Source organism: Microbacterium lacusdiani, assembly GCF_054779895.1.
Genome location: NZ_BAAGXJ010000005.1, coordinates 125,653 through 138,418 on the forward strand (window position 1 = coordinate 125,653; position 12,766 = coordinate 138,418).

Annotated in this window: 14 protein-coding genes; 3 read left to right on the forward strand and 11 right to left on the reverse strand. The window is 72.0% G+C overall.

Annotation, left to right across the window (positions count from 1 at the left end):
- Positions 1 to 15 precede the first annotated feature (15 nt).
- The 6 genes from ACYVGN_RS06115 to ACYVGN_RS06140 all read right to left on the reverse strand — a co-directional run bounded on the left by ACYVGN_RS06115 (position 16) and on the right by ACYVGN_RS06140 (position 6,627).
- On the reverse strand, positions 16 to 840 hold the full coding sequence (locus tag ACYVGN_RS06115) for a metal ABC transporter ATP-binding protein (protein ID WP_230667620.1): 825 nt from the start codon (positions 838 to 840) through the stop codon (positions 16 to 18).
- A 66-nt stretch (positions 841 to 906) separates the two neighbouring features.
- Positions 907 to 1,926 (reverse strand): metal ABC transporter solute-binding protein, Zn/Mn family, encoded by a 1,020-nt coding sequence (locus ACYVGN_RS06120; RefSeq protein ID WP_460789487.1) that lies wholly within the window; start codon positions 1,924 to 1,926, stop codon positions 907 to 909.
- A 66-nt stretch (positions 1,927 to 1,992) separates the two neighbouring features.
- Entirely contained in the window at positions 1,993 to 3,318 is a 1,326-nt protein-coding gene (locus ACYVGN_RS06125) for a dihydrolipoamide acetyltransferase family protein (RefSeq protein ID WP_460789506.1), read from the reverse strand.
- 56 nt (positions 3,319 to 3,374) lie between these two features.
- The gene (locus ACYVGN_RS06130) at positions 3,375 to 4,364 is read right to left on the reverse strand and encodes an alpha-ketoacid dehydrogenase subunit beta (RefSeq protein ID WP_460789508.1); all 990 of its coding nucleotides are present in this window, start codon (positions 4,362 to 4,364) and stop codon (positions 3,375 to 3,377) included.
- Positions 4,365 to 4,366: 2 nt separating this feature from the next.
- Positions 4,367 to 5,515, reverse strand: coding sequence for a thiamine pyrophosphate-dependent dehydrogenase E1 component subunit alpha (locus ACYVGN_RS06135; protein WP_230667622.1), 1,149 nt, complete (start codon positions 5,513 to 5,515; stop codon positions 4,367 to 4,369).
- Positions 5,512 to 6,627 (reverse strand): histidinol-phosphate transaminase, encoded by a 1,116-nt coding sequence (locus tag ACYVGN_RS06140; protein ID WP_460789490.1) that lies wholly within the window; start codon positions 6,625 to 6,627, stop codon positions 5,512 to 5,514. Before ACYVGN_RS06140 ends, ACYVGN_RS06135 begins: the two co-directional genes overlap by 4 nt.
- Positions 6,628 to 6,693: 66 nt before the next feature.
- On the opposite strand from ACYVGN_RS06140, the gene ACYVGN_RS06145 reads away from it, so the two are divergent.
- The gene (locus tag ACYVGN_RS06145; RefSeq protein WP_055987897.1) at positions 6,694 to 7,089 is read left to right on the forward strand and encodes a phage holin family protein; all 396 of its coding nucleotides are present in this window, start codon (positions 6,694 to 6,696) and stop codon (positions 7,087 to 7,089) included.
- Between the two features lie 13 nt (positions 7,090 to 7,102).
- On the opposite strand, the gene ACYVGN_RS06150 is transcribed toward ACYVGN_RS06145, so the two are convergent.
- Both ACYVGN_RS06150 and ACYVGN_RS06155 read right to left on the reverse strand, forming a co-directional pair.
- The gene (locus tag ACYVGN_RS06150; RefSeq protein ID WP_460789492.1) at positions 7,103 to 8,398 is read right to left on the reverse strand and encodes an alpha/beta hydrolase; all 1,296 of its coding nucleotides are present in this window, start codon (positions 8,396 to 8,398) and stop codon (positions 7,103 to 7,105) included.
- Positions 8,395 to 8,661 carry a hypothetical protein gene (locus ACYVGN_RS06155; RefSeq protein WP_055987893.1) on the reverse strand — a complete coding sequence of 89 codons (267 nt, stop codon included), beginning with the start codon at positions 8,659 to 8,661 and terminating at the stop codon, positions 8,395 to 8,397. Before ACYVGN_RS06155 ends, ACYVGN_RS06150 begins: the two co-directional genes overlap by 4 nt.
- Positions 8,662 to 8,794: 133 nt before the next feature.
- Here ACYVGN_RS06155 and ACYVGN_RS06160 point away from each other — a divergent pair, with 133 nt between their 5' ends.
- The gene (locus tag ACYVGN_RS06160) at positions 8,795 to 9,310 is read left to right on the forward strand and encodes a low molecular weight protein-tyrosine-phosphatase (protein WP_460789494.1); all 516 of its coding nucleotides are present in this window, start codon (positions 8,795 to 8,797) and stop codon (positions 9,308 to 9,310) included.
- On the forward strand, positions 9,307 to 10,689 hold the full coding sequence (gene purB / locus ACYVGN_RS06165) for an adenylosuccinate lyase (RefSeq protein WP_460789509.1): 1,383 nt from the start codon (positions 9,307 to 9,309) through the stop codon (positions 10,687 to 10,689). The genes ACYVGN_RS06160 and purB overlap by 4 nt, the downstream gene beginning before the upstream one ends.
- Positions 10,690 to 10,816: 127 nt before the next feature.
- On the opposite strand, the gene ACYVGN_RS06170 is transcribed toward purB, so the two are convergent.
- The 3 genes from ACYVGN_RS06170 to ACYVGN_RS06180 all read right to left on the reverse strand — a co-directional run.
- Positions 10,817 to 11,539, reverse strand: a complete 723-nt coding sequence (locus ACYVGN_RS06170) for an FHA domain-containing protein (RefSeq protein WP_156377067.1) — start codon at positions 11,537 to 11,539, stop codon at positions 10,817 to 10,819.
- 218 nt (positions 11,540 to 11,757) lie between these two features.
- A complete protein-coding gene (locus ACYVGN_RS06175) occupies positions 11,758 to 12,153 on the reverse strand; it encodes a hypothetical protein (protein WP_055987891.1) in 396 nt (131 codons plus the stop codon).
- An 8-nt stretch (positions 12,154 to 12,161) separates the two neighbouring features.
- Positions 12,162 to 12,766, reverse strand: a 605-nt coding sequence (locus ACYVGN_RS06180; protein WP_460789496.1) for a DNA/RNA non-specific endonuclease, incomplete at its 5' end; no start/stop codon positions are given.

A 12,766-nucleotide genomic window follows, 5' to 3' on the forward strand; every position in this document is an offset into this window, starting at 1 on the left:
CGACCGGGCCGCCGGTCACGCCGCGCCCGCCTCGGTCTCGATCGCGGTGAGCGGCACGTCGCAGTGGTCGTCCGCGTCGGGCACGCCGACGACGACCAGCCGGCCGCCGGCGCGCAGCACGTGGACGGGCGCGCCGTACAGGTCGGTGAGCACGTCGGAGCGCAGCACCTCGTCGGGCCGGCCGAGCGTGAAGCGCCCTCCCGCGATGTACAGGATGCGGTCGACGTGCCCGAGGATCGGGTTCACGTCGTGCGTCACGAACAGCACGGCCGCGTCGCGCTCGTGCCGCTCGCGGTCGATGATCGCGGTGACGGCCTGCTGGTTGGCGAGGTCGAGGCTCGACAGCGGCTCGTCGCACAGCAGCAGCGTCGGCTGGTCGGCCAGGGCCTGCGCCACGCGCAGCCGCTGCTGCTCGCCGCCGCTGAGGAGGCCCACCGGGCGATCGGCGTAGGCGGTCGCGCCCACCCCGGCGAGCAGCGCGTCGACGCGCTCCCGGTCACCGCGGCGCGGCACGGGCAGTCCGAAGCGCGGGCCCTGGATGCCGAGCGAGACCAGGTCGCGGGCGCGCAGGCTCGTGCCCGGCGGCAGCGGTCGCTGCTGCGGGATGTAGCCGATGCGCCGGTCGCCGCGGCGCACGGGCGATCCCCCGACGCGGATGTCGCCGGCGCTGAGCTCCTGCAGGCCGAGGATCGACCGCAGCAGCGTGGTCTTGCCGGATCCGCTCGGTCCCAGCACGGCGACGAACTCGCCCGGCTTCACCGACAGATCCAGCCCCGACCACAGCTCGCGCCCGCGCAGCCGGAGGGCTGCGCCGGAGATCTCGAGCACGGGCGCGGACATGGCGACAAGCCTATCCCTGGTCATGAGAATCGTTCTCGGCGCGAAGCGCCGAGGCGAGGGTGCGCCTCAGGAGGAGAGCGCCTGTTCGAGGGCGTCGACGTTGGCGGTCATCCACTCGATGTAGGTCTGGTCGTCGGCGAGCAGCTCGCTGAGCTCGACCACCGGCACGCCTGCGGCCTCGGCCGTCTCGATCACCCGGTCGGTCTCGGCGCCACCGGTCTGCGCGTTCGCGAGGACGACCGCGACCTCTCCCGACTCGACCACTCGCGTCGCCTCGAGCAGCGTGGCGGGGGCGACGTCCTGCCCCTCCTCGACCGACTCGGCGAAGCCCTCGGGCGTGACGTCCTCGAGGCCGGCCGCGGCGGCGAGGTAGCCGCCGATGGGCTCGGTCAGGAACACGCCCTCGCCCTGGTGCGTCGCGGAGAGCGACTCGAGCCGCGCCTCGAGCGCCTCGAGGTCGGCGATCAGCGCGTCGCGGTTCGCGGCGAGCGCCTCGGCGTCGACGAGGTCAGGCAGCTCGTGCTCGATCTCCTCGGCCAGGCCCTCGACCAGGTCGACCATCGTGTGCGGGTCGTACCAGACGTGCTCGTTGAAGCCCTCGATGTGGGCGTGCTCGACGTGCTCGTCGGCGGGTTCCTCCGCGTGCTCGTCCTCCGCGTGCTCCGCGTGCTCCTCCTCGGTCTCGCCGGCGTGCTCGTCCTCGGCGTGCGCCTCCTCCTCGCTCTCGGCGCCGGGGTAGTCGTGCGAGAACGAGACGACCTCGATCACGACGGCGTCGCCGCCGAGGAGGTCGTCCATGAACGGGTCGTAGCCGCCGCCGTTCTCGATCACGAGAGTGGCGCCCTGCACCGTCAGCCGATCGCGGGCGCTCGCCTCGTACGAGTGCGGATCCTGCGTCGCGTCGTCGATGACGGCCGTCACCTCGGCCGCGTCGCCCACGAGCGCCTGCGCGATCGACGCGTACACGTTGGTGGACGCGACGATCGGGGCGGACTCCGCGCCCTCGCCCGACGTTGACGCGCAGCCGGCGAGCACGACGCCGGAGGCGGCGAGGACGGTCAGAGGAAGGGCACGGCGAAGCAGCATGCCCTCCACCCTACGCATAATGAGAATCGTTCTCAAACCGGCCGCGCGTTTCAACCGTGCGGGCAGCTACTCCACCAGCAGCGCGGGCTCCTCCAGCACGGCGGCGACGTCGGCGACGAAGCGGCTGATGGCGTCGCCGTCGACCACGCGGTGGTCGAACGAGCCCGAGACGGTCGTGACCCAGCGCGGGCGGACCTCGCCGTCGACGACCCACGGCTTCTGCCGGATCGCGCCCATCGCGATGATCGCGGACTCGCCGGGGTTGATGATCGGGGTGCCCGCGTCCATCCCGAACACGCCGATGTTCGTGATCGTGATGGTGCCGCCCTGCTGGTCCGCCGGGGTGGTCTTGCCGTCGCGGGCCGTGACCGTGAGCTTCTCCAGCGCCTTCGCGAGGTCGCGCATGCTCAGGTCCTGCGCGTCCTTGATGTTCGGCACAAGCAGGCCGCGCGGCGTGGCGGCCGCGATGCCCAGGTTGACGTAGTGACGGACAAGGATCTTCGCGCCGTCCTCGCCGTCGACCCACGCCGAGTTGATCATCGGGGTGCGGCGCGCAGCCCACAGCACCGCGCGCGCGACGATCAGCAGGGGCGACACCTTCACGTCGGCGAAGTCCGGCGACGCCTTGAGCCGCTTCACGAGCTCCATCGTCCGGGTGGCGTCGACGTCGGTCCACACCGACACGTGCGGCGCGGAGTACGCCGAGCCGACCATCGCGCTCGCGGTCGCCTTGCGGACGCCCTTGACCGGGATCGCCTCGACGCGGGCGTCATCGGCGACCGGCGCGGCGGCCGGCGTCTCGACCGGGATCTCCTTCTCGCGCACCGCGGGCCACTCGGGCGTCGACATGTTGCGGAACACGCTCGCCTGCTGCGCGTGCTTGAGCACGTCCTCGCGGGTGACCTCGCCCGCCGGGCCCGACCCGGCGACCTCGCCGAGCGCGACGCCGAGGTCTCGCGCGAGCTTGCGGATCGGGGGCTTGGCGATCACGCCGACCGACGACGCCACGGGCTTCTCGGGCTTCTTGCGGCGGCGCGTCTTCGCCTCGCCCCCCGTGCCGTAGCCGACGAGCACTGATCCGCCGCCGGCCTCGGCCTGCTGCCCCGGACCGGTGGGCTCGTGCGCGTCGCGCTGCGCCGCGGGCGTGGCCTCGGCGGGCACGACGGTGATGATCGGGGCGCCCACCTCGACCGTGTCGCCCTCGGCGACCAGGAGCTCGCCCACCGTGCCCGCGAACGGGGACGGCAGCTCGACGAGCGACTTGGCGGTCTCGATCTCGGCGATCACGTCGTCGACCGCGACCGTGTCGCCCGGGGCGACGTGCCACGAGACGATCTCGGCCTCGGTCAGGCCCTCGCCGACGTCGGGGAGATGGAAGGTCTGCATCGTCAGGTCCTCAGATCAGCTGGGTCGTGGAGCGACGGGGTCATCCGTCGGGTGCGGCGCTCTCAGTATGCGAGCGCCCGGTCGACGGCTTCCAGCACGCGGTCGGCGTCGGGAAGGTAGACGCCCTCGAGCTTCGCGGGCGGGAAGGGGGTGTCGAAGCCGGAGACGCGCAGCACCGGCGCCTCCAGGGAGTAGAACGCGCGCTCGGCGATCGTGGCGGCGATCTCGCTGCCGACGCTCGCGTTGCCCGGCGCCTCCTGCACGACCACGGCGCGGCCCGTGGAGCGCACCGAGTCGAGGACGGGGCCGTAGTCGATGGGCGACAGCGAGCGCAGGTCGACGACCTCGCAGCTGGTGCCCTCGGCCTCGGCGAGCGCGGCGGCCTGGAGCAGCGTGGTCACCATGGCGCCGTGGCCGACGAGGGTCACGTCGGTGCCCTTGCGGACGACGCGGCTCGCGTGCAGCGGCAGCGCGCGCGCCGACGTGTCGACCTCGCCCTTCTGCCAGTACTTCGACTTGGGCTCCAGGAAGATCACCGGGTCGGTCGAGGAGATCGCGTCCTGGATCATCCAGTACGCGTCGTTCGGCGTCGAGGGGCTGACGACGCGCAGGCCCGGCGTGTGGGCGAAGTACACCTCGGGGCTCTCCTGGTGGTGCTCGACCGCGCCGATGTGCCCGCCGTACGGGATCCGGATGACAACGGGCAGCGACAGCGCGCCCTCGTGACGGTAGGTCAGCTTCGCCAGCTGCGTGGTGATCTGGTCGAACGCCGGGAACACGAAGCCGTCGAACTGGATCTCGACGACCGGGCGGAAGCCGTTCATCGCGAGTCCGATCGCGGTGCCGACGATGCCCGACTCGGCCAGCGGGGTGTCGATCACGCGGCGCTCGCCGAACTCCGCCTGGAGCCCCTCGGTCACGCGGAAGACGCCGCCGAGGCGGCCGATGTCCTCGCCCATCAGCAGCACGCGGTCGCTGCCCGCGAGCGCGGCGCGCAGGCCGGCGTTCAGGGCCTTGCTGAGGGTCATGGTCTGCAGGTTCTCGGGAGCCATGCTCACGCGCCCTCCTCGAACGAGGCCTCGTAGTCGGCCAGCCAGCGGCGCTGCTCGTCGATCAGCGGGTGCGGCTCGGAGTACACGTGCGAGAAGATCGCGTCGCGGCCCGGCGCCTCGAGCTGGGTCGTGCGCGTGCGGGCGTCCGCGGCGAACGCGGCGGCCTCGTCGTCGACGCCCTGGAAGAACGCCTCGGACGCCCCCCGGCCCTCCAGGTACGTGCGCATGCGCGTGATCGGATCGCGCTCGGCCCAGGAGCGCTCCTCGTCGCTGGTGCGGTACTTGGTGGGGTCGTCGCTCGTCGTGTGGGCGCCCATCCGGTACGTCACAGCCTCGATCGCGCGGGGACCGCGCCCCGCACGCGCGTCGTCCAGCGCGAGCTTCGAGACGGCGTAGCTCGCGAGCACGTCGTTGCCGTCGATCCGGATGCTCTCCATCCCGTACCCGCGGGCCCGGTCGGCGAGCGGCACGCGCGACTGGGTCGCGACCGGCACGGAGATCGCCCAGTGGTTGTTCTGCAGGAAGAAGACCTGCGGGGTCTGGTAGCTGACCGCGAACACCATGGCCTCGTGCACGTCGCCCTGGCTCGAGGCGCCGTCGCCGTAGTAGACGATGACGGCCTCGTCCCGCTCGGGGTCGCCCGACGCGTGGCGGCCGTCGAACGCGATGCCCATCGCGTAGCCCGTGGCGTGCAGCGTCTGCGAGCCCAGGACGAGCGTGTACAGGTGCGTGTTGCCGTTCTTCGGGTCCGTCGGGTCCCAGCCGCCGTGGCTCACGCCGCGCATCAGCTTGATGATGTCGACGGGGTCCACGCCGCGGATGGTCGCCACGACGTGCTCGCGGTACGAGGGGAAGACGTGGTCCTGCGCGCGGGCGGCCCGGGCGGATCCGACCTGCGCGGCCTCCTGGCCGTGGGACGGCGGCCACAGCGCGAGCTGCCCCTGCCGCTGCAGCAGCGTGGCCTGGCGGTCGAACGCCCGGATCACCGCCATGTCGCGGTAGAGCTGCTCGAGCTCGTCGTCGCCGAGGGCGTCCACGATCGGCAGGTACCGCTCCGCCGATGCGGACGACGCGATGCGCCCGTCCGCGTCGAGGATGCGGACGGTCGGGTCGGTCTCAGCCTCTGTCAGAGGGACGTCTGCCGAAGTCACCGTTCCACGCTATCCGCGGGTCCACCCGAACCCGACGGAACACTCGGGACAACGGATCGGGCGATCCCTAGGACCTTCTCCACAGACTCATGCTCCCCGATCGATATGCGCACGCCCTCGGGGAAGGGGCGGACGATGATCCCGGCGGCGTCGAACGCGCCCGCGACGGCCTGCGAGTCGTCCGACGGCAGCCAGACGAAGTTGCCCTGCGCGTCGGGCACGGGCCAGCCCATCTCCCGAAGCCCGGCGGCGAGGCGGTCGCGACGGGCGACGAGCTCGTCGACCCGCGCGTCGATCTCCGCCTGGTGCGCGAGGCTCGCCACGGCGGCGGCGACCGACTGGGCCGTGACCGACAGCGGCGTGACGGTGCTGCGGGCCGCGTCGAGCACCCGCGGGTGGCCGATCGCGTAGCCCACGCGCAGCGCCGCCAGGCCGTAGGCCTTGGAGAACGTGCGCAGCACCACGACGTTGGGGTGCGCCTCGAACACGCGCTCCCCCAGGCCGTCCACGGCGTCGGGATCGCGCACGAACTCGGCGTACGCCTCGTCGAGCAGGATGAGCACGTCGCCCGGGACCTTCTCGACGAACGCCGCGAACTCGGCGCTCGTGATGATCGGCCCGGTCGGGTTGTTGGGGGTGCACAGCAGCACCACGCGCGTCCGCTCCGTGACGGCGGCGGCCATGGCGTCGAGGTCGTGCCGGCCGTCGGGCAGGTTCGGCACCTGAACGCCGGACGCGCCGGCGATCAGCACGAGGCCGGGGTACGCCTCGAACGAGCGCCACGAGTAGACGACCTCGTCGCCCACCGTCGCGGCGGCCTGGATGAACGCCTGCAGCAGGGCCACGCTTCCGGCGCCGATCAGGACGCCGTCGGGCTCCACGCCGTACCTCTCCCCGAGGGCCTCGCGCAGCCTCGCGGCCGTCGCGTCGGGGTAGCGGTTGAACTCGGTCGCCGCGCGCGTCGCCTCCAGCACGGCGGGCAGCGGGTCGAAGGGGTTCTCGTTGCTCGAGAGCTTGAACCCGTTCGGGTCGGCCGGTCGCCCCTGCTTGTAGGGGGGCAGCGCGGCGATCTCGGGGCGGATGCGCGGAAGGACCGGCTCATCGGGGGTCATGCGGGCAGTCTATTTCTCCGCCGTCCCGAGGATGCCGTGGCGCCGGCCGGGTGCCACACTGGGGCCATGCGCTTCCTGGTCCGCGTGCTCGTGAACGCCTTCGCCATCTGGGTGGTGACGCTCATCCCCGTCCTGCAGGTGACGGTGACCCCGTTCGCCCCGGGCGGCGACCTGCAGCTCGTCCTCACGCTGCTCGCGGTGGCCGCGATCTTCGCGATCGTCAACAGCGTCATCGGAACCGTGATCCGGATCGTGGCCTTCCCGCTCTACATCCTGACCCTCGGGTTGATCTCGCTCGTCGTGAACGGCTTCCTGCTGTGGCTGACCGCGGTCATCACGGGCTCGTTCGGATGGGGCCTCGAGGTGGGCCACTTCTGGTGGGGCGTGGTCGCGGCGTTCCTGATCACGGTCATCAACTGGCTGTTCGGGATCGTCCTGCGCCCGCAGAAGAAGGACGACTGAGGCCGGAGACCCGTCAGCGCGGGTCGCCGGCGCGCTCGGCCGCGTACTCCACCGACTCGACGCGCTCGGCCTCGGCCAGCGCGGCGAAGCGGTCGGACGCGGCGGCCAGCCGCGGGTCGGCGGAGGCATCCACCTGTTCGGCCATCCGCTCGTACGACTCGCGGCTGTGCGCGTCCATGCCGAGGCTCCACAGCTCGGGTCCCGGGTCGTGGGTGTCGTGCACGACCACGCTGCCGGGAGCTCCGCCCGCGATCGGCGCCCCGCCGTGCGTGAGCCCCGTCCCGACCGGATCGTCGCGGTTGCGGAGCGTCACGCTCAGCGTGTCGGGCGGCGCGACGACGCTGACCGGGGACCCGTACGTCACGAGCGTCGCGACCCGGTACTCGCGCTGGAGCGCGAGCTGCGAGGCGATCATGCCGCCCTGCGAGTGCCCGAACGCGTGCACGGTCGCTCCGGGCTTCGCGCCGGCATCCCGCAGCGCGGCCCGCACGGCCTCGTATGACGCGGCGGGCATCCCGAAATACGCCCCGAGGTTCGATCCGGTGTCGAGCGCCTCGCTGCCGCCGCGCGCCAGGGTCCGCGTGCCCGAGACGTAGACGGCGTACTCGGCGGGCCGGTCCGCGAACGTGTACTTCTCGACCCGGATGAGCGCATGGGCCGTGTCGGGGATGCGCCGGAGCCCGTCGGCGACGCCCGTGGCGGGCCGGTCGACGCGCGTGCCGTACCCGGCGACCCGCACCGCGTCGGCCCGCCCGACCAGGCGCGCATCCGGTCCCACGACGCCCCTGCCGAATCCGCGCACCAGGTCGAGGGCTGCGGCACCCAGCAGGGTCGCGACGAACCCCGGGATGCCGTCCATGCCGAGCGACGACTGGGCCAGCAGCTCCTTCGCCCAGTCCTGCTCCCACTCGCGGGTCACCCGGTCGGCCTCGGCGAGCGCGCCGGGGCTGCGGGCCTCGGCCGCGAGGATCCGCTCCTCCCAGGCCCGCACGGCCTGGATCCGCTCGCGCCCGCGGGACGTCTCGAACGACATCCGCGTCCTCGCCTCGACGATCTCGTAGACGTCGGCCATGCGGCGCAGCTCGCCCGCGATCGCCCGCGCGCCGTCCGCCGCGGTCGCCGCGTCCCGCGCGATCGACTCGACCGACCCGTGGTCCAGCGGGAACGGCGTGGCGTGCACGGCGGCCCAGGCCCGCTCCCGGGCTCCGTCGAAGTGCGAGGCGGCGACGTCGAAGCGCGCGGCGGCGTCGCGCAGCGACCGCGTGTCGACCGCGACGACCGATCCCGACCCGATGTCCAGCGGCTTCACCCCTCCTGCCCGGCCCCGCTCGCGTGGACCATGCCCTCCCAGCGCAGCCCGGCCGACGCTGTCGTGCAGCGCTCGGCGAGCGCGACCGCGCGGCGCCGGTGCTCCTCGGCCGCCACCTGGAACCGCCCCGCCGCGTCGGACTCCCACGCGGTCGCGTCACGTCCCGCGGCGAGCGCCGCCGCCCCGGCCTCGACCTCGGCCCGGGCCGCCGCGAGGTGCTCGCACGCACGGGCGGCCAGGTCGTAGCCGGGGATGTGCGCCATGCCCCCACCGTGCCGCGTCGCGGGCCTGCCGCGAGGGCGCCCGCGGCCCGAGCGGCACAAGCCCGGACGGACGGCCGCTGTGGACGGACGATGGCACTCACGCGCGGTCCGTCGGAGCGGCAGAATGGTCGGCATGCCCGGTCCGGACCCCTTCCGCGTCGTCTTCGTGTGCACGGGGAACATCTGCCGGTCGCCCATGGCGGAGGTGGTCTTCCGCGACCTCGCCGAGCGCGCCGGCCTGGCCGACCGTGTGCTCTCCACCAGCGCGGGCACCGGCGACTGGCACGTCGGCGAGCGGGCCGACGGCCGCACGCTCGCCGCGCTCAGCCGGCGCGGCTATGACGGCTCGACCCACCGGGCGCGGCAGTTCAGCGTCGAGGCGTTCCACGACAACGACCTCGTGGTCGCGCTCGATCGCAGCCACGAGCGCATCCTGCGGCAGTGGGCGCACGACCCCGGGCATCGCGACCGCATCTCGCTGCTGCTGTCGTTCGATCCGTCCGCCCCGGGCCCGGATGTGCCGGACCCCTATTACGCGGACGACGGGATGTTCGACCACGTGCTCGGTATGATCGAGAGCGCCAGCCGGGCGCTGTTTCGCCAGCTCGAACCCGCGATCCGTCCGCCTCGAACCGGAGGACTCTCCTGACCGTTCTGCCAGCCCAGCCCCTGAGCCCCCTCGACGGCCGTTACAAGGCCGCCGTCTCGCCCCTGGGTGAGTACCTGTCGGAGGCGGGCCTGAACCGGGCCCGCGTCGAGGTCGAGGTCGAGTGGCTCATCACGCTCACCAATCACTCGCTGTTCGGCACCACGCCGCTGTCGCAGGACGAGAAGTACCAGCTGCGTGCCCTGTACCTGGCGTTCGGCCAGGCCGAGATCGACTGGCTGGCGGAGCGCGAGGCGATCACGCGCCACGACGTCAAGGCCGTCGAGTACCTCGTGCGCGATCGCCTGAGCCGCCTCGGGCTGGACCGGATCGCCGAGCTCACGCACTTCGGCTGCACGAGCGAGGACGTCAACTCGCTCGCGTACGCGCTGATCGTCAAGCGCGCCGTCACGGATGTCTGGCTGCCGGCGTACAAGGGCGTCATCCAGAAGCTGCGCGAGCTGGCGCTCGAGCACGCGGACGCCGCGATGCTGTCGCGCACGCACGGCCAGCCGGCCACGCCCACGACCATGGGCAAGGAGCTCGGCGTGTTCGTGTGGCGCCTCGAGCGCGTGCTCGCCCAGATCGAGTCCGGCGAATACCTCGGCAAGTTCAGCGGAGCGACCGGCACCTGGTCGGCGCACCTCGCCGCGGCCCCGCAGGTCGCCTGGCCGAACGTGGCGCGCGAGTTCGTGGAGTCGCTCGGCCTCACGTTCAACCCGCTCACGACGCAGATCGAGTCGCACGACTGGCAGGTGGAGCTGTACGACCGCGTGCGCCACGCGGGCGGCATCCTGCACAACCTGGCGACCGACATCTGGACGTACATCTCGCTCGGCTACTTCGCGCAGATCCCCGTCGCGGGTGCGACCGGGTCGTCGACCATGCCGCACAAGATCAACCCGATCCGGTTCGAGAACGCCGAGGCGAACCTCGAGCTGTCGTCGGCCCTGTTCTCGTCGCTCGCGCAGACGCTCGTCACCTCGCGCCTGCAGCGCGACCTGACCGACTCCACCACGCAGCGCAACATCGGCGTCGCGTTCGGGCACTCGCTGCTCGCTCTGGACAACCTCACGCGCGGGCTCGGCGAGATCTCGCTGTCGCGCGACGTCCTGCTCGCCGATCTCGACGCGAACTGGGAGGTGCTCGGCGAGGCCATCCAGACCGTGGTGCGCGCCGAGGTCACGGCGGGCCGCTCGACCATCCAGGACCCGTACGCGCTGCTCAAGGAGCTCACGCGCGGCCGCCGCGTCGGCGCCGAGGACCTCGCCGAGTTCGTGCGCGGCCTCGAGATCGGCGACGAGGCGAAGCAGCGCCTGCTCGACCTGACGCCCGCCACCTACAGCGGCCTGGCCGAGCAGCTCACCCGCTCCAAGCTCTGATCCGGGCGGTCACCCCGAGCCAGCCTGACGCGGCGCAAGGAAGAGTGCACGGCACAAGGAGGATCATCCCGATCCCGGCCTTGTGTCGCGCACTTCTCCTTGTGTGGAGTCGGCGGATGACCCCGGGTCAGTCCTCTTCGCTGTCGTTCTGGTTGCGGAGCGCCTCGTCGTCCAGGAGCGCGAGGTCGGCGCGCGTGACGAGCTGCGACGTGACCGCGTACTCGACCAGCCGCGCGCGGCGGTTCGTGGCCAGGCGGCCGGGACCGCCGCGCAGGCCCTGGACGCCCATCCGGTCGAGCTTGTCGCAGACGTTGTCGAGCTTGCGGTTGAACTTGCTCATGGTCCAGCCGAGGCGCTGGGCGGCGGCGCTGGAGGACGGCAGCTCGCTCATGCTGACGCCCTCGCGGCGCAGCATGGGCTCGGCAAGGGCGACGATCAGCAGCTTCTGCAGCGGCGTGAAGCTGACCGGCATGACCGTGGTCTCGCCGCTCATGGACGCCTCGATCTGGCTGGAGACGGCGTACTGCGCCTCCTCCGTGTAGAGCGTGAGCTCGTACGTGGTGGGGCCGGCGGTGAACACGACGACGCTCTGCGCGAAGACGATCGGCATGCGCGCACCCGGCGACAGCCAGGACTGCACCGCGCCGCCGGCGCTCGAGATGGTCGCGGCCAGGCGGGAGCCGACGTTCGCGAGCCACCACAGGCCGTCGTGGTACTGCAGCTCGAGGAACTGGCGGTGCAGGTACTGGTTGTCGTCGATCTCCAGGTCGCCCTCGCGGCCGATCACGAACGGGCGGCCGATCGGCACCTCGTGCCACTCGCCGGCGAACTCGACGCGCAGCGGGGCGATGCGCCCCGGCATGGTGTTCACCTCGACCTCGTCGAACCGTCCCGTCGATGCGCTCAGATCCGTCAAGATGCGACCCCCTCGCCTGACATATTGCCACCGGGCGGCGGCGGAATGCGGACGACGAGCCGCGATGCGCGCGTTCGGATCGCCCGCAAGCACCCTACCCCGGTGGAGCGAGGGCATTCCTGCCGCCCCTTCCCCGGGGGCGCCGGCGGGCGTCAGTCGAAGGCGGGGCGCAGCTCCTCGCGGATCGCATCGATGTTCGCGGGGCTCACCTTCCACCGCTCGGTGTCCGTGTCCTCGAAGGTCACGCCGTACCGGCCGGTGGTGCTGTCGAACTGCACGAGCAGCTTGATCGGCAGGGCGTCGTCCGGCCCGAAGTACCCGGCGAGGTACCGCTCCACCTCCGGACGCACCGCGCGAGGGCTCACGGTCACGGCCGAGATCGTCCCGTCGGGCGAGTACGCGTAGCCGTAGGCCTGGAAGAACCGGCCCTCGTTCAGCCCGAGCACCAGCGAGAACGACTCCCAGTCGTCCGCGGCGTCCTCGAGGTTCTCGATGAGCGCCCGGATCAGCGCGACGCTGGCGTCCTCGGTGAGCTGTTCGTCGGTCATGGAGCTCCTCACAGTCTCGGCATGTCGGCGGTCTTCACACGATCGAACACCGCTCCGGCGACATTGTCGAACTCAGGCCGGTTGCGGTAGACGACCTCACCGGTCGTCGGGTTCGTGACGGAGTACTTGACCGAGAACGAATCGGGCCGCACGGCACCCGGCGGGAAGACGTCGATCGAGTAGTCGACCTGGTATCCCCGGTTCACCCAGGCGGCCCACTCGTTCTCCATGGTCTTCCAGGCGCCGATGTTGAGGTTGCCGGCCTGGGGCGCGATGCCCTCGTCGGGCGTATCGCCGAAGAACCGGTGCGCGCCGAGGTGTCCGCCGTGATCGCCCTTGTCGCCCAGGCGGCCGATCTCGGTCGCATTGTCCCGGCGGGTGGACGAGCCGAAATCCTTCTTGATGGTGCCGGTCTCGGAGATGGGGCGGCCCGTGTCGCGGTCCCAGATCGTGGTCTTGCGGTTGGGCCCGTTTCCGAGATCGGTGCGCGTGCGCCTCTGCGGCGTGTCGGGCTTGTCGGTGAACTTGTCCTGCTTGCGCGTGCGGGAGCCTGTCAAATGGTGTGTGTAAGGGGTGGGTCTCCTTACGAAAGGAAGCACCACATTGGCGATCG